The sequence below is a fragment of the Myxococcales bacterium genome, assembly GCA_012513515.1.
Classification (GTDB): domain Bacteria; phylum UBA10199; class UBA10199; order 2-02-FULL-44-16; family JAAZCA01; genus JAAZCA01.
In genome coordinates this window covers 1-23,023 of sequence record JAAZCA010000040.1, presented here as the reverse complement: position 1 = coordinate 23,023, position 23,023 = coordinate 1, and the positions used below count along the sequence as shown (strand labels likewise).

Sequence of the window (23,023 nt, the reverse complement as noted above, 5' to 3'; positions counted from 1 at the left end):
TAAAACATTATTAAAAAATATAAACGATTCTGCATCTTTATCATACTTGACTCAGTATAGCAAAGCGTATAGCTTCCGCGCCGTGCAAAATATCTTTAAAAAAATAGAAAACCTCAATGGATGGAAATTGTTTTTCTCCTGCATGACATTGTTAATCATAGTTCGTTCACTGACCCTCTATTCGGAAGTCATACAAGTCGATGAGTCAGATTTCGCTACCTATGGCGCAATTTGGGCTACTGGGGGAACTCCCTACGTTGACTTCGTCGATAACAAGCCCCCACTATGCTATGCTTTCTACGCAATATCCAATCTGCTTTTTGGCAATAACATGATAGCAGTACACTCAATAATGATCCTATGGATAGCCATAACTTCCTGGTTTATCATGCTACTAGCCAGAACAATCGGATATAACCGCGCTGGTCCTTGGGCAGCGTTACTATATTCAGCCTGGACGGTTTGTTTCCCGGCCACTGCAACACTTCCGGCCAACTCGGAAAACATGTTTAATTTGCCTTCGGCAATAGCGGCGTACTGTTATCTAAAATCAGGCACGACTGACAAGAAAAATAATAAGTCAATTTTGATATTACTTGCAGGAATTTTCATAGCAATTGCATCTCTTTTTAAGCATCAAGCCGGTATACTATTGTGTGTCATAATAGTCCATATAGTCTATGAAGCAATATTGCGACAAACTTCAAAATGGAAAGCATTGTATGACATTCTAATCCTTGCATGTGGGTTCGTAATCCCATGGGCAATCTTTTTTATTTACTTTATAAGACACGACGCATTAAGCGAAGCTCTTACATATAATTTTTACAATAATATCCACTATGTAAACTCACATTTTGACTATGCAAGATTTCTATCAAGGCTATCCATAAGAACTTCACTTTTTATACTAGCAAACCTCCCCTTGTTTGTGTGCGCCACTTATGCCTGCGTAAACTTAAAAGAAAACATAAAATGGTTTTTTATTTTCTGGGTAATAGGCGCAATGCTGGCCGTTTCCGCAGGGGGACATTTTTCACCGCATTATTACGTTCAAGTTTGGCCGCCTATTATTTTATTAGCTGCTCTTGGATGGTTTAAAATAACCAAGCTTGAAATTAAAAGATGGAGAACTAATTTATTGGCTATTTCCTTTATTATCATTCCTTTGATATTTTCCTCAGTACACTGGTGGTCATATTTTTCTAGGTGGTTTGAACCAAGAGAGCCCGTTATAAAAGAATTAACTGACGAGGTAATAAAAAGAACCTCAGAAAGAGATAAAATTTTTATTTGGGGATATTTTTCATATCCATACTATTTTGCTAACAGGTTACCGGCAACTAGATTTGTAACGTGCCAATACATTGTTCCATACTGGGAGAAAAAAATGGCCGGAGCTACAGAGTTTAGCATATCTGAAATGATGAATAGGCACGAACTGGCCTACAAACAACTCATGGACGATCTGCTTAAGTACACTCCAAAGCTCATTATAGACACAACAAATAGCCATGACTTTACCTATTGGCTGCCATTCGACATGAAAAATTTTCGTGAGTACCAAACGCTGGTTACTACACATTACCACCATGTCAAAGATATAAGGGGGATGGCAATATACGAACGTAATTAGATCAAGTATTTTGAACAGCAAAAACAACAGGGCTGTCAGAACTTATTTTATAAATGTTTTAAGCCTTAATTTTAGAAGGTCTACAAACATTTTTATAGGTCCGTTTATCAAGTTGACCCTGCTATCATCGTCGTTATTCCACTTAACCCCCACCTCGATTACATTGAGTCCCAACTTACGAGCTTGATAAAGCATTTCTATGTCAAAAATAAAACCATCGGCATCACACCTCGGCAAAAGCATTTTTAAACACGTAGATGAAAACATCTTAAACCCACATTGGGTATCTGAATAAGGCAAAAAGAACAATATACGAACCAGAGCACGAAAAACGATTCCAGTAATTCTTCTCCATAAATTCTGTTTAATTGGAAGACAAGAACCAGATACAGTACGAGAACCTATAATTATGTCGTAATCATGATTTAAAATTAGGTGAAGAAATCTTTCTAAATAAGCCAAATCCGTAGAACCATCAGCGTCCATAAAAATAACATACTCACCTTTAGCAGCTCCCAGCCCCATCCTCACAGCATAACCCTTACCACGATTCGGTTTATAGCTGATAAGCTTGAAATTTGAATTTTGTAATGAACAAGCAACTTCAGAAGTACTATCCCCACTGCCATCATCTACGATAATAATTTCATAAGGTATGCCAAGACTCTCTAAACTAAAATTTAGTTTTTTTAAAGTAACAATAATACGTTCAGCCTCATTATAAGCTGGAATAACTACAGATAAGGTCTTTATAGATAGCTCTGACATAAGATTTCTCATAAAAAACAGTTTCAACACATTTTCTCTAACATCAATCTATTTTCTTCTCGCCGGGCAGTCGCAGGAGAGCTTGCCCTTTCCTCTGGGCTTCTCTTCAGTAGCAGGCGCATAGGCTTCGGGGGACTGGGCCGCAAACGTGGAGGATTCTACGACAGCTGGCGCTGGGACGAAGGCCTTGTCCCAGCTCCACGCGCCTCCGGACCATACCGCCACAGCTTCCCTCTTCGCCCCGGAGTTCACGTTAAATCTTATCTGAGAATTCGGATTGAAATTCTTTGCTACCGAAGGGGCGTAGATAGGCAATCTTTCCTTTAACAAAGCTATGAAGGTTTTGACGTTTCTGTCCAAAAACGAATTCAGCTTTTCCTTGTCCTGAAGAAGCTTTTTAGAAAGCACGGTCGTTTCAACGTCGATTAGGCCCGATTCGGTAAGCCTCGGCGCAAATTTTATATTCTCGGAGCTCAAATGTAGGCTTACGGCATCGACCTGCGTCAGAAGCGTCGCCTCTTCTGTCAAAACAACACCCTTGCTGAGATCGGTCTTAGAAATCCCCGCCTTAATAACTGATGGCGATAAAACAAGAGCTATTGCAATTGCAGCGATAAGATATTTCATAAAGCCCTTTCCGTCCCCGACCGGCTTTAAACACCGCTAGGGCGCATATTGTCAATAGTTCAATAGTTCAATGGTGCGATGGTGCGATAGTGCGATAAAGGCAGTCATCCCCGAGTGATTTTATCGGGGATCCCGTAACGACCGTGACTTTTTCGAGGTTCGAGGCTCGAGGTTCGATGATCGAAATCCGGAAATGTTGGCACGGGATTCCCGTTTGCCACGCCGCAGGCGGCGGCCTACAACCGTGGAATGACAGCCACCATTGAACTATTGAACTATCGCTCGGTTTTCACCAGTCACGGCTGTTACTCTTCCGGGGACACGTACCCGCTTCGCGTGAACATGTCCCCGCAGCCAATCACCACTCACGGCTCTTAGGTCATCTAGGTATCGGCTTGAGCTTGACGATTACGGGGTTGAATTCATTAACGGACAGGGAAAGGTTCAAGTCGGTCGGAAGATATCCCGGCTTTTCCACCCTGATCTTGTAGTTACCAAGTGGAAGTTCGTGCAGTATAACAGGAGTAGGTTGAGCGACACCCTTCCCGTTTACCGTCACAGATGCCCCCGGAGGTTCGGAGTAAACGTAGATCACCGACCTAAACGGAGATATCTTCTGGAACATATCGTTGGCTTCCCGCTTTACTCCCTCATCGTCAACCTTCAGCATAACCTCCACAAGAAGCGGAAGCGCTGCATCTAATTTGTCCATCGCCGCATAGCCGCTGACAAGCCCGAGCATCGCACGATGTCTCTGATCGGGATGCTCGCGCGCCTGCTCGAAATACCCCATCGCGCGCTGGATGTCGTTGAGGTTCGCATAGCACAAACCCAGCATATAATGAGCCTGAGCCACTTCGCTGGGCGCAGCGTTTTTATTAAGAGCCTCGGCCAACTCATTAATGGCATCCTGCCACATCTGGCGGTCCATCGCCAATTTTGCATTATTGAGATGCGCTCCAGCGAGCGAGGTCTGAAGCTTTATATTGGCGACGTAAGGAGTATTGATATCAACCTTGAGGCTTTCGGAATGTTCAAAGAAACCTTCTTTCCTGACCGAAAGCCTGTGCTCCCCTATCGGGAAAACTCCTTCGAACGGGGTTTTGCCGACTTTTTTCCCATCTATGTATACATCGGCGTTTTCAGGTTCGGAGCGCACCCTTGCCGGAAATACCGCCAGATCCGCATCTTTCACGCCTAGGACGAAGGTCGGGCTCTCCTCGCCGATCGTAAAATCACGCCTGAATATTATATCGGTGACGAAGGTCTGGGAGCTCTGCCCCAGCTGGCGCTCGCGGCGGAGCTCCATGAAATATTTTCCGTACGGAACATAGATCGGCTTTTCAAGGACCACCTCGGTGATCTTCGCGGAGCGATCTTGAAATTTGTCGTATGAGAATTTACCTTCGAGGTAAAATTCCACATCTCTGGGGATGTCGTTGATCTTGAGCATCCCGATCGGGCCTCTGAAGAGTATCGGAATGACAGACTGCCCCTTCTCGGTCGTAAATTCCATCTTCTGCGTAAAGTTCTCGCCTATCTCCGGCATCTCAAAGAGGGCCTCTATTTCATGAGTGCTGTCCGGCTCGAGCTCTATATTTACGCGAAGAGGGGTCCTTCCGAGCGGCTGCCCCTGGAAGGTAACATTCACCGGCATCGGGCTGGATGCTATATCGAGAAACACCGGCACCTTGGCAACTTCCGGGGCTGCGGATGGAATCGCCGATCCAGGCTGAACAGGCCCTGAAGGGGGGAGATTCCCAGTGCCTTCCCCGGCCGCGGGTGGAAGATCCGACCCTGGGGGGGGAGTCTGTGACAAATCGGCGGGCTGAGAAGGAACCTGCTGTGTTTTGACCGCACTCACAGACCTCTTGAGAATGGTGCGATATCCGAAATATCCGGCGGCTAGCAAGAGCGCCAGAATGAGCCCGCCATACATAACCCGCTTCTTCCTACGCAACATCGCGCTGGCTTTCCGGGCTATAAGCTCCTGTTCTTCATATTCATCGAAGTCATCGGGGAGCCCCTGGTCTTCACCACCGGCAACCGAATCCCCAGGGACAGCATCTGAAAGGTCATCCATACGCGCGGTCTGCCCATCAGGAGGGGCCGATACAAAAACCGTCCTTTCAGCCATCGCATCCCGCGGAAGCTCCATTTCATCTTCCTGCGAAAGGGGCTGAGTGACCAGCCGCATAAGGTAGATGCCTGTCTTTATTAAATCCTTATGGCCTATTATGACCGCCTCTGTCGCCGATCGTCCATTGACGCTGGTGCCGTTCTTACTGCCCAGATCCTTGACCAACCAGCCGGAAGTCCCCTTTGAAATTTCGGCATGCTGCCTTGAAACGCTTTGATCCTCCAGGCGAACCGCATTCCCGGGGGCACGCCCTATGACATTTTCTCCCGGTCCCAGCGGGAAATGGGCTCCAGCCCTTGGCCCATCTATTATAACGAGATATGGCGGGGAATACTGCGGGCGCGACGGGGTAAGTTCATCCGGATCGTCGGCTGATTTTATGATCGTCTTGTCATTGGGGCTTAAGGCATCCCCTCTTTCAAGCATTTCCGAGGGGAGCCCACGCTCTTTGGTTTGCGTCTTTTTCGAGGGCATAAGATATTTCGTGATTATCACAAAGGAGCTGAGGCGTAAAGCGTCTAAACGTACATATATCTTGATTTTAACAAGGAAAATCAGGATATTGAGCCCATGTTTCGCAGCATCATAAAGGTACTGGCCCTTCTTCCCATCGCGCTCCTGATTTCCTCAGGCGCCAATGCTCAGGGGAAGTCCTGCATCAACTGGCAAAGGCTGATGTCCGATCTCGAGATATCTCAGATGCCGCAGGGGCGCGCGGTGCGAATTCTGGAGTTTCAGAATTTTACAAAAAAAGATGGGGATGAATGGATGACGCACGGGATCCCCCTCTACCTTTCTGATCTCATATCGGCCTCGGGATCGGTTCGCCCATATTCGGGGACAACCGCATCGTACCCGCTTAGCGACACTAACTTTCTCACGATCTCCGGGCTTTTTCAGAATCTCGATGGCAAACTAAGGATATTCATTCGCGTGACCGAGGGAAGCGCGGGTATATTCATCCAGCAGTTCGAAGCGACATTCCCCTATCCCGACAACAAGGAGTTCTTCACCAAGCAGGCCGCCATAGTCGAGGAGATCCTAAAAAAAATAGGGGCCTCCCCCGACCAGGCAAAGTTTTCCGCCGTACGGGATGCGACGAGCTCGACCAGGGCCTATGAAAGCTACGCGAAGGGAATGCGGGCGCTTCACTCGTATTCCTCCGGCAACTTCGCAGCGGCCAAGCTCTGGTTTGAAGATACCAAGAGGATAGATTACAGATCCCCCCTGGGATACCAAGGGCTGATCAAGCTGTATTCATTTGAAGGCTTCTACCAAAGGCAGAGCGGCAAAAATGGCGCAACGCTATTTCAAAACGCTGGGATCGAACTCACAGCGATGCAGAGGCTCGCAAAGCCTGCGCCGCTTCTGATGACAGCCAAAAAGGCGAAGGTACTTTCGAAGGAAAAACCTCACGAACCAAAAATTGGCGATCCGCTGATGCAAAACAACATAGCGTTTCAGGAAGGGATGGCCTTTGTGCAGAGCGGCGACTGGGCAACTGCCAGAGAGGCATTTCGGCGGGCGGTGGCGATAGTTCCCGACGATGCGATGTCCTGGTATTATATCTCGATAAGCTCGTCGAACCTAGGCGACAACAATGCTTCGACGGACGCCTACCAGCGGGCCGCCGCCATAAACCCATGCCTGACAAAATGAGCGCGTAATTTGGAGAGCAGATGATGAAAAAGATATTCCTATTGATGATGGCCTCGTTCCTGTTTTTTGCACCGGCAGATTCCGATGCGAAAAAGAAGATAACGATGCCCACCGCACGCGCGGCCTATCACAACAACCAGGGGATATCGCTTTTGAACGCCGGGAACACGGACAGGGCCGAGATCGAATTCAAAACCGCCATCGAGCTATCGCATGAGTACGTCGAGGCCTACAACAACCTCGGAATCATCTACAAGATAAAGGGCGATCTCGTTCGCTCCGAGGCCCAGTTCAAAAAGGCCATAGAGCTCGACAAAAACTACGCCGCCGCCTACAGCCACTTGGGAGCGGTCTATCTAGCACAGGGGCGCGTGGACGACGCGATCGAAATCATCAAGAAGGGATTGAAAAAGGACGGGACGCTTGCAGACGGGCATTATCAGCTTGGGCTCGCTTATGTTGAAAAAACAAAGACGAGCAAAGACAAGGATTACATCCAGCTGGCCGAGGAGTCCCTCAAGAAGGCGACCGAGTTAAATCCCAGCCTCACCCACGTTCATAACCTGCTCGCGCAGATATACGAGAAAAGCGGCGACTACGAAAAGGCTCAGATACGCAGACGCCTTGGGCTGGCAGACCAGCCGACATCGGTTGACGGGTGGCTTCAGCTAGGCAGGTTATATTTGAAGAAAAACGAGCCGTACCAGGCCCAAAACTGTTTTCTGAAGGCGCTCGAACTTGATCCTTCATCGCCGGACGCGCACATGGAGCTCGGGCATTTTTATGCGTTTGAGGGAAAACACGTTGAGGCCGCAAATGAATTCAAAAGCGTGCTGACGCTTCGCCCCACCGATGAAAAGGCGTGGTTTTCACTAGGGACCGTGTACATGTCCTCAGGAAAAAGCTCTGACGCCATGGCTGCGCTCAGAAAGGCGAAGGAGATAAATCCCAACTACTCCGACGCCTCTTTCAATTTGGGCTTGACTTTGTACAGGATGGGCAAAACACTCGAAGCCGAGCGCGAATGGGAATACACTATCAACATCGACCCTAAATATCCGAGGGCGCTCTACAACCTAGCCAACATCTACGAACTGAAAGGCGAAAAGGGGAAAGCAGCCTCGATGTACAAAAGTTTCATAGATGCCGCCGGGGGAAATTTCCCGGCTGAAGTTGAAATTGCCAAAAAGAAAATCCGGGGTGGCTGAAGATGCCTACACTGATAATCAATGAATCTGGCTCAAACAAAAGTTCCACGCACAGGTGCACCGAGGAACAGATCACCCTCGGCAGGTTGAAAAATAACACCATCCAACTCCCGGCGGTTGGCGTTTCAAGGCAGCACGCAAAAATTCTCTACGAGGGTGAGAATTTTTTCATAGTAGACCTCGACAGCGGCAACGGAACCTTTTTAAATGGCGCTAGGCTCTCTCCCAACGAGAGGAATCTGCTACAACCCGGCGACAACATCACCATAGACAACTACCAGATAAAATTCCATGCGGGTGACGCTCCCTTCGAACATGAATTCCGAGACGAAGTTACCGAAAGCGACATCCTCGAAGTGAAACTTCTGAAGAAGGTTTTAAACGCGATCGACCGCGAAACGGTTCCAAACATAGAGGTTTTAAACGGGGCCTCCGAGGGTAAAAAATTCGTCCTGGCCGACGAGATCAGCGAGATAGTGATAGGCAGAGATCCCGAATGCGACTTCCCCATCAACGAACACGTCATCTCCAGAAAACACGTAAAGATAATGCGGCGCTGGGGGGGAATCGCGATAAGGGATCTCGAAAGCAAGAACGGAACCTTCCTGAACAACAGGCGAATCGTGGAGGAGTATCTTCATGATGGCGACAGGATAGCCCTCGGAACGATAGTCCTCATGTTCAGAAATCCGCAGGAGATCAACCTGGCTAACATCGAGGATATAAAACCTAAGAACGTCCCGGCGCGTGTCGCCCTCGATGAAATACCAGGCGCAGAAGAGGGATCTGAAGAACCGCAGGAAGAAAACGCCTACGATCAAGAGAATGAAGAAGGTGATGAGGGTGACGATATTCAGACCGATGAAGGCGGATCGGCCGTAGAAAGATGGGAAGAGCTCGAACGCGAGGCCCTTGGGCAGTCTTACCCGGAATTGCCGAAAGGCGCCACGGGGATCAAGTCTCTAACCCCGATAGAAATTGGGATGATCGGTCTTGGCGCGCTGGTGCTCATATTCGCCATAATAACCATCGTAAATCTGATAAATTCATAACAAAAGACAGGCCCACACCAAGCCCCAATTCCAAAAACGTTAGCCTGAAGATTTTACACGGCCGCTTGGATGCGTTCGAAGATTCCCTCCGGCAGAGCAACCCGCGCAATCGGCTGAATCCTCAAATTCTCGGAAAGTTCCTGATAGGAAAGAACTGAAAGCTGTGGAAATTCGAGTTCGACTATCTTCCTGAAATAGCGCCTTATCTCAGCGGTTGTAAGAATCACAGGAGGTCTCGCGCCGGGCGGAAACGGATGGCTGGCGATTTCCTTGCCTACCGCCTCGACTATTTCCTGCGTTATCTCCGGTTCCAGGGCTAGGTAGTTTCCCTTGTCCGTCCGTCTGATAGCGTTTTTCACCAAGTCTTCTATATCCGGATCCAGAAGATAGACTGGAAGGGTATTTGAATTTCCGGCGAACTTGTGAGTGATGTAGCGCTTGAGCCCGGCCCTCACATGCTCGGTCAGTATAAGCGTATCTCGCTCTATTTCACCCCACTGCGCGAGCGTCATGAATATGCTCTTCAGGTCCCTGATGGCGACATCCTCCTGCACCAGCCTTTGAAAAATTTCGGAAAGCTGAAGCAGCGTGACGACCTTGGGTATGAGCTCCTTGATAAGCGCCGGGTGGCTCTTTTCAAGCTCCGTGAGCATCACCTGAACTTCCTGCACGCCAAGGAACTCGTGGGCATATTTTCTAAGTATGTACGAAAGGTGCAGGATGAGATACTCCGCTGTATCCCACATTCTGAAACCCGCCTGGGTCGCCACATCCCTGTATTCCTGTTTGATCCAGGTGACGACGGAGCCGTCTATGGGATGAATCGTTTCAGTCCCGGTTATATTGAAAAGTTGCAGCTGCTCCAGAGGTTCTCCGACGAGGATATGCCCCTGCATAATGCTCCCCTGAGCTACCGGCACTTCGTTGATGTTTATCACATAGGCGTCCGGCTCCATATCCACCGTCTGCCCCCTAACCTGTATGCCCGGAAAATTGACTCCGAGCTCGTAGTAAAGCCCGTGTCTAAGCAGTGGAATGAGTTCGTTTATAAAACGGCCACCATCCTGAGAATCGTCGACAAATGGTATGATGGAGCTGCCGACCTCGAGAGAGATCGGGCTTGGCATTATAAACGGGAGCACATCGCCGTGCTTCCTGACGGCTTTTTTGACGGCTTCCTGTTTTGGAGTGTCGGCGATTTCCTGGACGATCTTCGCCTTCGACTTGATCAGAAAAAGAGCTATGGCGCCGACAACGATCGCAAGTATTATAAACGGCACCTTGGGCAAGCCAGGCACTATCGCCATTATACCGAGTATCACAGAGGCTATGATCAGAGCCTTCGGATAGGCCGTCACCTGTGTAACTATGTCGCGTCCGAGGTTTGAACCTTCGCTTTCCGATGCAACTCGAGTGACGACGATACCCGCTGAAACGGATATTATGAGACCAGGTATCTGCTGAACGAGCCCGTCACCTATCGTAAGGAGGGAATATACTTTAGCGGACTCAAAGATCGGCATTCCGCGAACGGTCGAACCTAGTATGAGACCTCCTATTATGTTGATGAGCGTTATGATTATGCCCGCGATGGCGTCGCCCTTGACGAACTTCATGGCTCCATCCATAGCTCCGTACATCTGGCTTTCCCTGTGCAGAACCTTTCTGCGCTCGATGGCCTGCTCCATGTTGATTATGCCAGCCCTCAAATCAGCATCGATCGACATCTGCTTTCCAGGCATAGCATCGAGGGTGAATCTAGCTCCGACCTCGGAAACTCTTTCGGCACCCTTAGCAATGACGATGAAGTTGACCAAGGTAACGATGATAAAGAGGATTCCACCGACGATATAGTTCCCCTGCACGACGAAGGTTCCAAATGCGCGAACAACCTCACCTGCATCGGCAGTGGCGAGAATCAACCTCGTTGTCGATATATTCAGCGACAACCTGAAAAGGGTAGCTATCAGCAGTATGGTGGGGAAAGATGCTATGCGCAGGGCATCGGTGATATATAGGGAAACCAGCAGTATCACAACAGCTAGCGTTATCTGCATGGTGAGCAGAATATCTATCAGCCATGTCGGCAGCGGAATGATGATCATCCCGATGACCAACACCACGAGGATGGCCAATACGACATCGCTGTATTTTGCAATCAGTTGATTGAGATCCCCGAACTGAAACAATGAAGAAATACCACCGCCGCCTGACGGCTGCATCTGGGGAGGTTGTGATGGGGGCCTCATAGACATTGTTTTTGGATACTAGCATGAATAGATATCATGCTCCACAGCATTTTTTGTATTTCTTACCGCTTCCGCACGGGCACGGATCGTTGCGCCCGACCTTGGGGAAATCCCTTTTCACGGTTTTTTGCACCCTGCCGAAGCCTCCCTTGGACTCATCCGGAGCTGCAGCGTTGGCATCGAAGGCGCTCCTCTCGACGCGATGCGCATGAACCTGCCTTCTGAGACGGTTCTGTTCTGCGGCCTTGTCTACACTCTCTTCGGTGGTGACCTGAACGCGAAAGAGTTTCTGGATACTGTCGGAGACAAAACGGTTCATCATGTTTCGAAAAAGCAGAAAACCCTCTTTTTTATATTCGAGAAGAGGATCCTTTTGGCCGTATCCGCGAAGTCCGATTCCTTCCTTCAGATGGTCCATGGAAAGGAGGTTGTCCTTCCAAAGCCCGTCGAGGGTTTGAAGCAGTATTATCGACTCTATGCGGCGCATCAGCTCAGGTCCATTTTTGGACTCCCTCTCCTCATAATAAGCTGACACCACATCAAAAATATATCTTCCAAGCCCTTCTTGATTCCTTTTATCCTGCGGGACATCGGCAAAATTAAACTGCATATTGAAAGATTCGCGAATGCGCTCCTCCAAAAAAGATGGATCGAAATTTTCATCCACCCCTTCAGGGACGCACTCCTCGACGATTTCGGTCACCATCTGGTCGATCATGTCCATGACCATGTCTTTATTGCTTGCACCGGTGAGAATTTCCCTGCGCCTTCCATAGACGGTGGATCTTTGCTGATTCATCACATCATCGAACTCGAGCAGATTTTTTCTTATCTGAAAGTTGTGGCCCTCAACTTTGCGCTGCGCATTGGCTATGGCGCGCGAAAGCCATGGATGCTGAATTTCTTCGTCTTCTTCCATCCCTATCCGATCCATCATTGAGGATATTCTGTCACCGCCGAAAATGCGCAGCAGGTCGTCCTCCAAAGAAAGGAAGAAACAGGATTCTCCTGGATCTCCCTGACGTCCGGAGCGCCCTCTCAGCTGGTTGTCGATGCGTCTGCTCTCGTGACGTTCGGTACCCAGGATAAAAAGTCCGCCGGAGGAGAGAACCTCCTTTTTCTCTGCAGCGCAGATCGCTTTGCATTCCGTTAAAACTTTTGAGTAGTCATCCTGAGAGGCATCGCTTCCAACGCGCCCCTTTGCCATGAACTCTGGGTTTCCTCCCAGAAGGATATCGGTGCCCCTTCCCGCCATGTTAGTGGATATCGTGACGGCGCCCTTCCTCCCGGCCTGGGCGATGATCTCCGCCTCCCTATCGTGCTTTTTTGCATTTAGAACATGGTGCGCTATCCCGCACCTTCCAAGCATCTTCGCAAGGCGTTCCGACTTTTCTATCGAGATGGTGCCGACAAGGACGGGCTGCCCTTTTTCATTGAGCTCGCGTATCTTTTCTATCGTCGCCTTGAACTTCGCTTCCTCAGTTTTATAGATGGCATCAGGATGATCCTTGCGAACCATGGGCATGTGCGTCGGTATCACCATGACATCCAGGTTATAGATTTTTGCAAACTCCTCGGCCTCGGTGTCAGCCGTGCCGGTCATGCCGGAGAGCTTTTTGTACATCCTGAAAAAATTCTGGAAAGTGATAGTAGCGAGGGTCTGATTTTCATTCTCTATCCTTACGCCCTCTTTTGCCTCGACGGCCTGATGAAGCCCATCGCTCCAGCGCCTTCCGGGCATAAGGCGACCCGTAAACTCGTCAACTATGACCACCTGCCCGTCGTTGACTATGTAATCCACATCCCGCTGATAAAGCGAGTGAGCCCTGAGCGCCTGATTAACATGATGGAGGATGTTTATATTCTGCGGATCATATAGGTTGGAAACGTTCAAACGCGATTCAACCTCGGCCACACCATCTTCAGTGAGAACAGCGGATCTCGATTTCTCATCCACGGTAAAGTGTGTATCCCTTTTCAAATACGGAGTGATACCGTTGATCACGTAATAGAGCTGTGTGGACTGCTCCGCCTGTCCTGATATGATGAGCGGCGTTCTGGCCTCGTCTATCAGTACCGAATCAACTTCGTCCACGATGCAAAAATTCAAAGGACGCTGCACGAAGCTGGCGCTGTCGAACTTCATGTTATCGCGGAGATAGTCGAAACCGAACTCGTTGTTGGTTCCGTACGTTATGTCGCATCCGTAAGCAGATTGACGCTCCGAATCGTCAAGGCCGTGAAGTATCACTCCGACTGAAAGGCCGAGAAATTTGTAGAGCCTCCCCATCCATTCCGAATCGCGCCTGGCGAGATAATCGTTTACAGTAACGACGTGCGCGCCTTTTCCTGAAAGGGCATTGAGATAAACCGGAAGTGTGGCAACGAGCGTCTTTCCTTCGCCAGTTTTCATCTCGGCGATGCAGCCTCTATTCAAAACTATTCCGCCTATGAGCTGAACATCGAAATGCCTCATCTCAAGAACGCGAGAACCGGCCTCCCTGACTACGGCGAAGGCCTCGGGAAGGATAGAGTCGAGCTCCTCGCCATTTGCTACCCGCGCTTTAAACTCGGCAGTTTTGGCCTTGAGCTCGTCGTCCGAAAGCGCTTTGACCCCCGCTTCGAGCGAATTTATATGCGCAACGATCGGAGCTATCCTTTTCAGCTCACGATCGTTCTTTGTGCCGAATATCTTTTTTACTATGTAGGAAATCATTTAGAAAACCGTACCATGAACAACTGGGGATTACAGGTCGTTCATTATGTAGAGCATCGGATTGACCGGAACACCGTTCACCTGCACTTCATAATGAAGATGCGGGCCAGTGCTCCTTCCGGTATTGCCTACAGACGCGATAACCATCCCGCGCCTGACAGAGCTGCCCTCGTTCACAAAAACCGACTGACAATGAGCGTACACGGTTACTATCCCATAGCCATGGTCGATCATGACCACGTTTCCGTATCCCTTGCGATATCCGGTATAGGTCACTATCCCGGCGCCCGGGGCCATTATCGGGGTGCCGCGAGGAGCCGCTATATCTATCCCCTCATGACGGCGCCTGTGACCTCCCCAGCTTCTAGCCACGCCGAACTCGGAGGTGATCCATCCCTTGGTCGGCCATACAGTCGGCAGCGACGCCCAGAAATAGAGTTTGTCCTGTTGAAGCGCAAAGACGGAGTGAACCTTCTCCTCGGCCACGTCGAGTCTTTCGGAGAGCTGATCTAGGGAGAGTTTTATTCCCGATGAGAGGGACTTCGAAAAGGGGGACTTCCAATGGCTGGCCGGGAGCTGCGCCATCGAGCCCGCCAAACCAGAGCCCACAGGGGCAACGGCCCATGAATCGACATCGACAGGCCCCTGACCGACTACGGAATCCCTCTGTATGCCATCTTTGGAATTGGCCTTCATCGCGCTCTGAATTTTCGAGGCAAAACGCTCTATCCTTGAAAGGGAGCCCTCTAGCGCCGCTACCTGGCTGACCAACACGGCACGCTCTTTGATGAACTGCGCCGCCTGAACCCTGGCATCCTCCGTCCTCACATACAGAGTCCTGTATACAAAAAGCGAGATGGCACACGCACACACGACAACACCAAAGAGGGCTGAGGCGGCCATCAGAAGCTTTAAAACTCTGCGGGAAAGCTCATAGCGCCTTATAGCCGCGGAACCCTGCGGGATGATCATGATGCTATAATGCTGCGCCGCCTTCCTCTTGGTGTCGGGACTCTTCAAAAAACCTCTCTCAGCTATTATTAGTTGGAAAACGCGAATAGAATCAATTAGTTACAAAAAAACATCGTATAGCTAACACAACGAGTCATGCCTGTCAACCCTTTGAAACTCCTTAAAAAACAGATAATTAGGTGGATAAATCAACATTTATTCGGCCGCTGGCTCGTCGAGCAGGGGTTCGGTCTCAAGATCGGGCAGATCTTCAACGCTTTCGATCCTAGCCAAGACCACCGTGATATTGTCATCCCCACCCCGTGCATTCGCTATATCTATAAGCCTGCTGCAGGAAGCCTGAAGGGTGTTATTGACCACAACATCGCGAATTTCATGATCCCTCAGCATATTGCTCAAGCCATCGGAACAGAGCGCAAACATATCACCGGCGCGTATCACCCTTATATCGATATCTGCCTCGACATCCTCCTGAAAACCCACCGACCTCGTGATTATATTCTTAAATCTGTGAATCCGGGCATCGTCGTCTGTTATGATTCCGGCGCGGATCTGCTCGGCCACCAGAGAATGGTCCTTGGTGATCTGCACTATCTCACCGCCGCGAATTCGGTACACCCTTGAATCGCCAACGTTTGCTATGTAAGCCTTCTTATTCCTTAAAAGGAGAGCTACGGCGGTTGTGCCCATCCCCTTCAGGTTGGGATCGGATTTTGATTTTTCGAAGATTTTCTGACTCGCAAGACGGATCGCATAGCGAAGGTAGCCTTGGTATTCACCCGGTTTGAATGAAAGCCCCTCGCGCTGAAGAAGCGCTTCAGGATCAGAGTTAAGCGCCACAATGACCTCGTTGATCGTCTGCGCCGCTATTTTGCTGGCTATATCGCCGCCCAGGTGGCCGCCCATTCCGTCGGCGACGGCATAGAGCATCGCATCGTCATTGACGAGAAAGCTGTCCTCGTTTTTTTCGCGGCGCATGCCGACGTCGGACATTCCGAAAGATGAAATACGCATTCAAAAAGCTCCAAAAAAGATCGGCTGACGCATCAAGTCAAGCTGCGCAGCCCCATAACTCGCTGGGCGATACTAATTTGCTTTGAACTACTTGAAAAGAAAAAATTTTTATCCTCCTATGGAGATGGATTTGACCATGATGGAGGGAGAAGCATAAGCCCCCTTCTGAACGAAGTCGTTCCCAACTGCGACGACATCCCTGAAGATGTCATGAACATTTCCGGCGATGGTTATGCCTCTGACCGGGCTATCGAGAACCCCGTCCTCGATGGCTATTCCCTCCGCGCCGAGGGAAAAATCCCCCGTAATGGGATTCGCCGTATGCACTCCGAGAAGATCCGTAACGAATAGTCCCTTCTTCGCGGATGATACCATCGACTTGAGCGAAGAGCTCCCCGCCTTTATAAAGCAGTTGGTCACACCTATCGATGGCGTCTTGACTATCCCTGTCCTGCGGCAGTTACCCGTAGATTTCGCGCCATCTATCGCGGCCCTTGGTCCATCGTAGAGCCAGCTGACGATTCTCCCCCCGTGCACAATTGTAGTTTTCTGAGAAGGGATTCCCTCTCCATCAAAGGGGAAGGAAGCGAACCCACCGGGCAGGAGACCATCGTCGATTATATCTATGAGCTCGCTGTATACCATTTCACCTTTTCGCTTTGCCACAGGCGACTTGTTGCGTTGCACGTTGTCGGCAAAAAATGCCGGCGCAAGAACACCTAGCAGCGAAGCCGCCGCACGATTTTCAAAAACCGCCGGAAGAAACGCGCTGTTCATTCCCCGAGAACCAAGCTTCCTTATCGCACGGGCGGCAGCGCTTGCGGCAACCGCCTTGGGTTCGAGGTCCTCGAAACGCGGTGAGAAACCAATTTCGTACGAAGATTCAGACCCCCCTTTATCGGTCGCTATGGCCTGAAGGGTCAGATACGCCATCGAACGCCTTCCGCTGGCAGAGATGCCATTTGAATTTCTGATGAAGACAGCGGATGTAACCTCTTCGTACCTCGGCGAACGAACTCTTGATATCCTGCTGTCCGAAGCTATCGCGGCACTCTCGAGCGAGAGGGCAAGGTCAATCTTGTCATCATCGGAAATTTCCGAAAAGGAGCGCCCTACCCTCTCCGCAAAATCGCCGGAAGGAACCTGCGGAGAAGCGATCACCGCCTCTTTCGTTTCGGCGGAAAATTTGGCGGAATCCACCGCGCTTTTCACCGCCTTTTTGATCTCCGGCGAGGAAAGGTCCATCGTGGATGACCATCCGAGCCTTTTTCTATAAACGACCCTCAGAGCAATCCCTGCGGATAAAGACCTCTCGAAAGATTCGACCATCTGTCTCTTAGCCTCAACCGAGAGCGTCTGCTCAGAAATTCCGGCGACCTCGAAGGCGTCAACCCCTTCCTCCTCGAGCCTCGCGAAGGCCTCTTCAACTACTGGTTCCAAATCCACTATTTTCCTCCAGACTGACTTCGCGAAGCCGACCGAAACATCTCGCTTGCATGAGCGATCGTCGCCTCGGTTATCTTTTCGCCGCCCAGCATCCGTGCAATTTCATCCACCCTTTCAGCATCTTTAAGGGTAGATAGCGAGGTGACCGTTCTCCCCTTTTTTACTCCCTTGGCAATCCTGATGTGGGCATCGCCATAGACGGCTACCTGCGGCAGGTGCGTAATACATATGACCTGTTTGTTTCTGGAAACCTTCTTGAGTTTTTTCCCCACCACATCGGCCACCCTGCCTCCGATGCCGCTGTCCACCTCATCGAATATGGATGTTGCCGTCGGATTTCCGCGTTCGGAAAGCGCCGATTTTACGGCCAGCATGACCCTTGAAAGCTCCCCTCCCGATGCTATTTTGGCGAGTGGCATCATCGGTTCACCGACGTTCGGCGCAAGAAGAAATTCCACAGCATCTCCGCCATTTTCATCCCAAAGCTCCTCATCGCGGTTTCTGACCTCCACCATAAAACTCGTCTTCGACATCCCGAGCTCGGAAAGTTCGGAGGCGATCGCTTTGCTCATTCTTGCGGAGGATGCAACACGGACGACACTGAGAACTTTCGCCGCTACGCGCCGTTTCCTGGAAAGCTCCTCAACCTCCGAACGCAGCTCAGCGATCCTCTCGTCAAAATTATCTATCGAATATATCTCTTCCCTGAGAAAATCCACTTTCGCCAGACATTCCTCCAGCGAACCCCCGTGTTTTTTGACAAGACTACGGATAAGATGAATCCTCTCCTCCACCTCCTCAAGGCGCTGAGGATCGGAATCGAGCGAAGAGATATACTTCGAAATTTCGCGCGCAACATCCTCTACCTCGGCATGCGCGCGCACCAGCCCCTCGCGCAGCGCAGATATCGACTCGTCGTATCTCGTGCACTCATCCAGCATTCGCATCGAGGTCCCAACCGCTTCGATGGCGGATTGAGCCCCTTCATATAAAAGGTTTTGAGCGCCGCGCATTTTTTCCTCGAGAACCACGGAGTGCTTCAGCCTCGACCTCAGCGATTCCAGCTCGGCATCCTCACCGGGCCTGATATCGGCCGACTCCAGCTCGCCCAGTTGGAACTTAAAAAAATCCAGCTTATCCTTGGCCTCACAACCGCTCTTCTCCAATGTTCGCAGCCGCGATGTCGCCTCTGCGTGCATGCGATGAATCCCACGGTATGCGGATAGCTCTTCATGATGATTTCCGTAGGAGTCAACGATCTCCGCATGCCTCTCGCTATCGAGCAAAAGCTGATGCTCATGCTGACTCGAAACATCGACCAGCCTTTCCGCTATATTTTTAAGCATCCCCCCGGTAACAGGAATTCCATTGATGGAAATTTTCCCCTTTCCCGCCCCCCCAACGATCCTGTGAACGATCAGCTCATCGGAAGGAGACACACCCATGGCGGAGAGTTCGGAAAGGAGAAAAGAGTCGCAGGCCGAGATGTCGAATACCGCGGTGACCGAGGCCTTCTCACTTCCATGGCGCACGAGATCGCTCTGAGCCCGACCTCCTAGCACGAGGTTTATCGCCTCAACTATGATCGTCTTTCCCGCGCCGGTCTCGCCGGTCATCATATTGAGCCCGGGGGCAAAAGAGACCTCCAGCTCATCGATGATGGCAAAGTCCTTTATGTGAATCGAACAAAGCATGGGTGTGCGATCTAACACGGGTTGTAATTATATGTCCACTGCTGCGATCAGACGATAAAAGACAGGATGGTTATTTGACTGCCTAGGATCAAAATAGCCCAAAAACTCGCACCTCAAAATGACATCATCTTCCATGCTAATATGAGTCGTAAAAACGCATTTGGCATATTTGATATAATACTACAATTACAACATTTGCTTGCTAAACGGGAAAGGCGCGATAAGCTTTTTAGCGAACATGACTTCTGGCAAATTTGGGAGGAACGATGGCTAAGAAAGCGCTATCTACCAATCAGGTCGCGCAGCTATGCGGAGTACACCGGACTACCATAATCAACTGGGTCAAGGAGGGGAAGCTAAGGGCCTATGTCACCGCCGGAGGACACCGCAGAATTCTACCGGAGGAGATGGTTAGATTCGTCGAATCCTACAGGATTCCGATACCGGAAGGTAAACTCACCGAAAAGAGCCTACTGATAATCGACAACGACGAAGAGGCTATTATCTGTTAGTAACCTCTGAAAAATCAGCAAATTCAGGGCACCTCTAAAAGCTATGCGTTTGTCATCCCCGAATCCTAATCTTCATCTTAATCTTAATAACGATATTTTCGAATATAAGCTTATAAAATGCTGATCAAGGATCAGCGATCAGGATTCGACCCCCTCCGCAACCGTCTGACCGATGACGATTGACAATGGACCATTGACCAACTGCGCACTAGTACTTTGGTCAATTGTCCATGGGCGAAGTTATTGTTACAGCTAGCTTTTCAGAGATTCCTTATAAAGCTTCCTCCGGCTCCTCCATAAATTAACCTCTTGAAAAGTGAACTTGAGGCGTGCTTATTCTGCAAGCATGGATGGCCTTTTTAAAAAATCGAAGAAAAAACCCCTAGCTGAGCGGATGCGCCCAAGATCCATCGATGAAGTTGTAGGGCAGAAACATCTCATAGGCAAGGGAAAGCCATTAACCAGCCTCATTGAGTCCGATTCGATTCCGTCGGTCATATTCTGGGGCCCCCCTGGCACCGGAAAAACAACTCTCGCGCGTATCATCGCAAGAAAGACGAAGGCAAAATTTTTTCATCTATCGGCGGTTCTATCGGGGGTCGGAGAGCTTCGCGAGGTGATCCGCGAGGCGCAGTCGGCAAGATCTTTGCAGGGGGAATCGAGCATACTCTTCGTCGATGAGATCCACAGGTGGAACAAGGCTCAGCAAGATGCCCTTCTCCCTCACGTGGAAGACGGCACGATAACGCTGATCGGATCAACCACCGAAAACCCCTCGTTCGAAGTGATAGCCCCCCTCCTCTCCAGGACGAAGGTTTATGTGCTGGAGAAGATATCAAACGAAGAGATCGAATCACTGATAAGGCTTACAATCTCCGATGTGGAACGCGGACTCGGGGAGGAAAAATTATCGATAGATGACGATGCCATCTCCTTCGTCGCCGCAGGTGCCGATGGAGATGCTAGGCGCGCGTTAAATACCCTTGAAATCTCCTCCGATCTCGCCAGAACCGCAAGGCCGCGAAGAAAGATCACGCTCAAAATAGTCGAAGACGCCGTTCAGAAGAAGAGCCTTCTCTACGACAAAAAGGGTGAGGAACATTACAACGTCATCAGCGCATTCATAAAGAGCATGCGCGGCAGCGATCCGGACGCGGCAGTCTACTATCTGGCGAGGATGCTTGATGCCGGAGAAGACCCTCTATTCGTAGCCCGCAGGATGGTCATCTTCGCCAGCGAGGATGTCAGTAACGCCGATCCTCACGCGGTACAGATCGCAATTTCCTGCATGCAGTCCTACAGTTTCGTCGGGATGCCGGAGGGGTGGATCCCCCTCGCACAATGTGCCACATATCTGGCTAGTGCACCGAAGAGCAACGCAAGCTACATCTCCTACAAGCGCGCCCTCGCCGATGTGCATGAATGCGGCGCACTTCCGACGCCCAAACATCTGAGAAACGCCCCCACAAAGCTCATGAAAGAACTCGGCTACGGTGACAACTACAAATACGCGCACGACTACGAAGGAAACTTCGTTCAGGATGAAACATATCTCCCTGAAAAAATATCAGGCAAGAGGTACTACGAACCCACGCTGAACGGATATGAAAAGGTCATCTCCGAAAGACTCAAGGCGTGGAGAAAATCCAAATAGTCCGCAATTTATTTGATCGAAAGGTTGAAAAAATGGCAAAACAAAGGACGATATTCTCATGCCAAAACTGCGGGGCCCAGTCGCCGAGATGGATCGGCCGCTGCCCGGAATGCAGCAACTGGAACACCTACGCCGAAGAAGCGGTAGAAGTCGAGGCCAGGCGTCCTAGCATCGCTGAAGCGGGCAACGGCCCCGTCACGCTCGAACAGATATCGGCAGCGGAGGGGAGGCATATCCCGACAGGAATAGATGAACTCGATCGCACACTCGGCTCGGGGTTCATCCCCGGAGGGATCACCCTGCTCGGTGGAGATCCAGGAATCGGGAAATCTACAATCGTCATGCAGGCGCTTTCAAAGGTCGCTTCCGCGGGGAAAAAAATTCTCTACATATCCGGCGAAGAGAGCGCCTCACAGATAAAGCTGCGCGCCGAACGCATGGAGCTCGACCCAAAAAATTTCTCGGTGCTAACAGAAAACTGCGTCGAGAAGATCGTCGAACAACTCAGAAAAATAAAACCCGCCTTAATCGCAATCGATTCAATACAGACGATGTACACAGGCGACCTGCCATCTGCGCCGGGAACAATCAGCCAAGTGAGGGAGAGCGCAGCGAAGATACTTTCCTTCGCCAAGGCGGCCGAGACCGCGGCATTCCTTGTAGGGCACGTGACCAAGGAGGGTTCCATCGCAGGTCCAAAGGTTCTGGAACATATGGTCGACACGGTCCTTTATTTCGAAGGGGAACGAGGGCACGCATTTCGAATTCTTCGCACGATGAAAAACAGGTTCGGCGCCACAAATGAGATCGGCGTCTTCGAGATGACTGGCAAAGGACTCAAAGAGGTCCCGAACCCTTCCGGAATATTTCTCGCCGAAAAACCGAAAGAAGTTTCCGGATCGGTGGTAGTAGCCTCGCTCGAAGGCTCGCGCCCGATGCTACTCGAACTGCAGGCTCTCGTATCCACATCCGGCTTTGGAACACCGCGCCGCACCTCGATAGGGGTGGACGGAAACCGCGTGGCGCTTCTCACCGCGGTTCTCGAAAAATCCGAAGGGCTGGAGTTAAAAGGACACGATATCTTCGTAAACATCGCAGGCGGGGTCCGGATAACCGAACCTGCAGCAGACCTCGGCGTACTCGCTGCTATAAATTCCAGTTTTCTAAATCGCCCGATCGACCACGAGACAGTGGTAATCGGAGAGGTGGGGCTTGCCGGTGAGGTAAGGGCTGTGATGGGAATAGATTCGAGAATCCGCGAGGCGGAGAAGATGGGTTTTCGGCGCGCGATCGTACCGAGGTCGAACTTGAAATCCAAGATAGCGACGAAAATGGAAATCTTTGCCACCTCAAACGTAGAGCAATGCCTGAAAATGCTTTGATGAAGGGATCTCCCCCGATCAATGCACTACGGATTATCCTGCTGGCTGGCGACAGAAGGTAAAACCATCAGATGGAGCAGATCTGAAAAAGCCGCTACCCATTTAATTCAGTAACTTCTGAAAAATCAGGGCGCATCTAAAAGCTATGCGCTTGTCACCCCACAACAACCGTGACTGGGAAAAACAGAAGCTAGAAGCGAGAGGCTAGAAGCTAGAAAAACCTCGCCTGTAGAAATCTCGCTTCTCACTTCTAGATTCTAGCTTCTTGATGTTTTGGTCGATGGTCAATCGTCC

General features: G+C 50.3%; 16 protein-coding genes. 7 read left to right on the top strand and 9 right to left on the bottom strand.

All coding sequences use genetic code 11. The annotated features are described in order from the left end of the window. Window positions 1-142: 142 nt before the first annotated feature. Window positions 143-1,636 (top strand): hypothetical protein, encoded by a 1,494-nt coding sequence (locus GX659_08225; GenBank protein ID NLD28761.1) that lies wholly within the window; start codon window positions 143-145, stop codon window positions 1,634-1,636. 42 nt (window positions 1,637-1,678) lie between these two features. On the opposite strand, the gene GX659_08220 is transcribed toward GX659_08225, so the two are convergent. From GX659_08220 to GX659_08210, 3 genes are all read right to left on the bottom strand, one after another. Beyond that, the gene (locus tag GX659_08220; protein ID NLD28760.1) at window positions 1,679-2,416 is read right to left on the bottom strand and encodes a glycosyltransferase family 2 protein; all 738 of its coding nucleotides are present in this window, start codon (window positions 2,414-2,416) and stop codon (window positions 1,679-1,681) included. A 36-nt stretch (window positions 2,417-2,452) separates the two neighbouring features. Then, the gene (locus tag GX659_08215) at window positions 2,453-3,031 is read right to left on the bottom strand and encodes a hypothetical protein (GenBank protein NLD28759.1); all 579 of its coding nucleotides are present in this window, start codon (window positions 3,029-3,031) and stop codon (window positions 2,453-2,455) included. A gap of 379 nt (window positions 3,032-3,410) precedes the next feature. Continuing rightward, entirely contained in the window at window positions 3,411-5,645 is a 2,235-nt protein-coding gene (locus tag GX659_08210) for a PEGA domain-containing protein (GenBank protein ID NLD28758.1), read from the bottom strand. A gap of 96 nt (window positions 5,646-5,741) precedes the next feature. On the opposite strand from GX659_08210, the gene GX659_08205 reads away from it, so the two are divergent. The 3 genes from GX659_08205 to GX659_08195 are packed head-to-tail and all read left to right on the top strand — an operon-like array spanning window position 5,742 to window position 9,090. Next, window positions 5,742-6,830 carry a hypothetical protein gene (locus tag GX659_08205; GenBank protein ID NLD28757.1) on the top strand — a complete coding sequence of 363 codons (1,089 nt, stop codon included), beginning with the start codon at window positions 5,742-5,744 and terminating at the stop codon, window positions 6,828-6,830. 20 nt (window positions 6,831-6,850) lie between these two features. Continuing rightward, window positions 6,851-8,038: a tetratricopeptide repeat protein gene (locus tag GX659_08200; protein NLD28756.1), complete on the top strand. Its 1,188-nt coding sequence runs from the start codon at window positions 6,851-6,853 to the stop codon at window positions 8,036-8,038. Window positions 8,039-8,040: 2 nt separating this feature from the next. After that, the gene (locus GX659_08195) at window positions 8,041-9,090 is read left to right on the top strand and encodes an FHA domain-containing protein (protein NLD28755.1); all 1,050 of its coding nucleotides are present in this window, start codon (window positions 8,041-8,043) and stop codon (window positions 9,088-9,090) included. A 53-nt stretch (window positions 9,091-9,143) separates the two neighbouring features. Here GX659_08195 and sctV read toward each other — a convergent pair whose 3' ends face one another. The 6 genes from sctV to recN form a co-directional block, all read right to left on the bottom strand. Continuing rightward, complete coding sequence (gene sctV / locus GX659_08190) at window positions 9,144-11,312, bottom strand: type III secretion system export apparatus subunit SctV (GenBank protein ID NLD28754.1); 2,169 nt, start codon at window positions 11,310-11,312, stop codon at window positions 9,144-9,146. A gap of 61 nt (window positions 11,313-11,373) precedes the next feature. Continuing rightward, complete coding sequence (gene secA / locus GX659_08185) at window positions 11,374-14,055, bottom strand: preprotein translocase subunit SecA (protein NLD28753.1); 2,682 nt, start codon at window positions 14,053-14,055, stop codon at window positions 11,374-11,376. A gap of 30 nt (window positions 14,056-14,085) precedes the next feature. Next, on the bottom strand, window positions 14,086-15,075 hold the full coding sequence (locus GX659_08180) for a M23 family metallopeptidase (protein NLD28752.1): 990 nt from the start codon (window positions 15,073-15,075) through the stop codon (window positions 14,086-14,088). 147 nt (window positions 15,076-15,222) lie between these two features. Next, window positions 15,223-16,041, bottom strand: a complete 819-nt coding sequence (locus tag GX659_08175; GenBank protein NLD28751.1) for a Stp1/IreP family PP2C-type Ser/Thr phosphatase — start codon at window positions 16,039-16,041, stop codon at window positions 15,223-15,225. Between the two features lie 108 nt (window positions 16,042-16,149). Next, on the bottom strand, window positions 16,150-17,487 hold the full coding sequence (locus GX659_08170; protein NLD28750.1) for a TldD/PmbA family protein: 1,338 nt from the start codon (window positions 17,485-17,487) through the stop codon (window positions 16,150-16,152). Then, window positions 17,487-19,181, bottom strand: a complete 1,695-nt coding sequence (recN, locus tag GX659_08165; protein NLD28749.1) for a DNA repair protein RecN — start codon at window positions 19,179-19,181, stop codon at window positions 17,487-17,489. Before recN ends, GX659_08170 begins: the two co-directional genes overlap by 1 nt. Before the next feature lie 266 nt (window positions 19,182-19,447). Here recN and GX659_08160 point away from each other — a divergent pair, with 266 nt between their 5' ends. From GX659_08160 to radA, 3 genes are all read left to right on the top strand, one after another. Further along, a complete protein-coding gene (locus GX659_08160) occupies window positions 19,448-19,693 on the top strand; it encodes a helix-turn-helix domain-containing protein (GenBank protein ID NLD28748.1) in 246 nt (81 codons plus the stop codon). A gap of 346 nt (window positions 19,694-20,039) precedes the next feature. Further along, window positions 20,040-21,347, top strand: a complete 1,308-nt coding sequence (locus tag GX659_08155; protein NLD28747.1) for a replication-associated recombination protein A — start codon at window positions 20,040-20,042, stop codon at window positions 21,345-21,347. Between the two features lie 32 nt (window positions 21,348-21,379). Beyond that, window positions 21,380-22,729: a DNA repair protein RadA gene (gene radA / locus GX659_08150; GenBank protein NLD28746.1), complete on the top strand. Its 1,350-nt coding sequence runs from the start codon at window positions 21,380-21,382 to the stop codon at window positions 22,727-22,729. Window positions 22,730-23,023 lie beyond the last annotated feature (294 nt).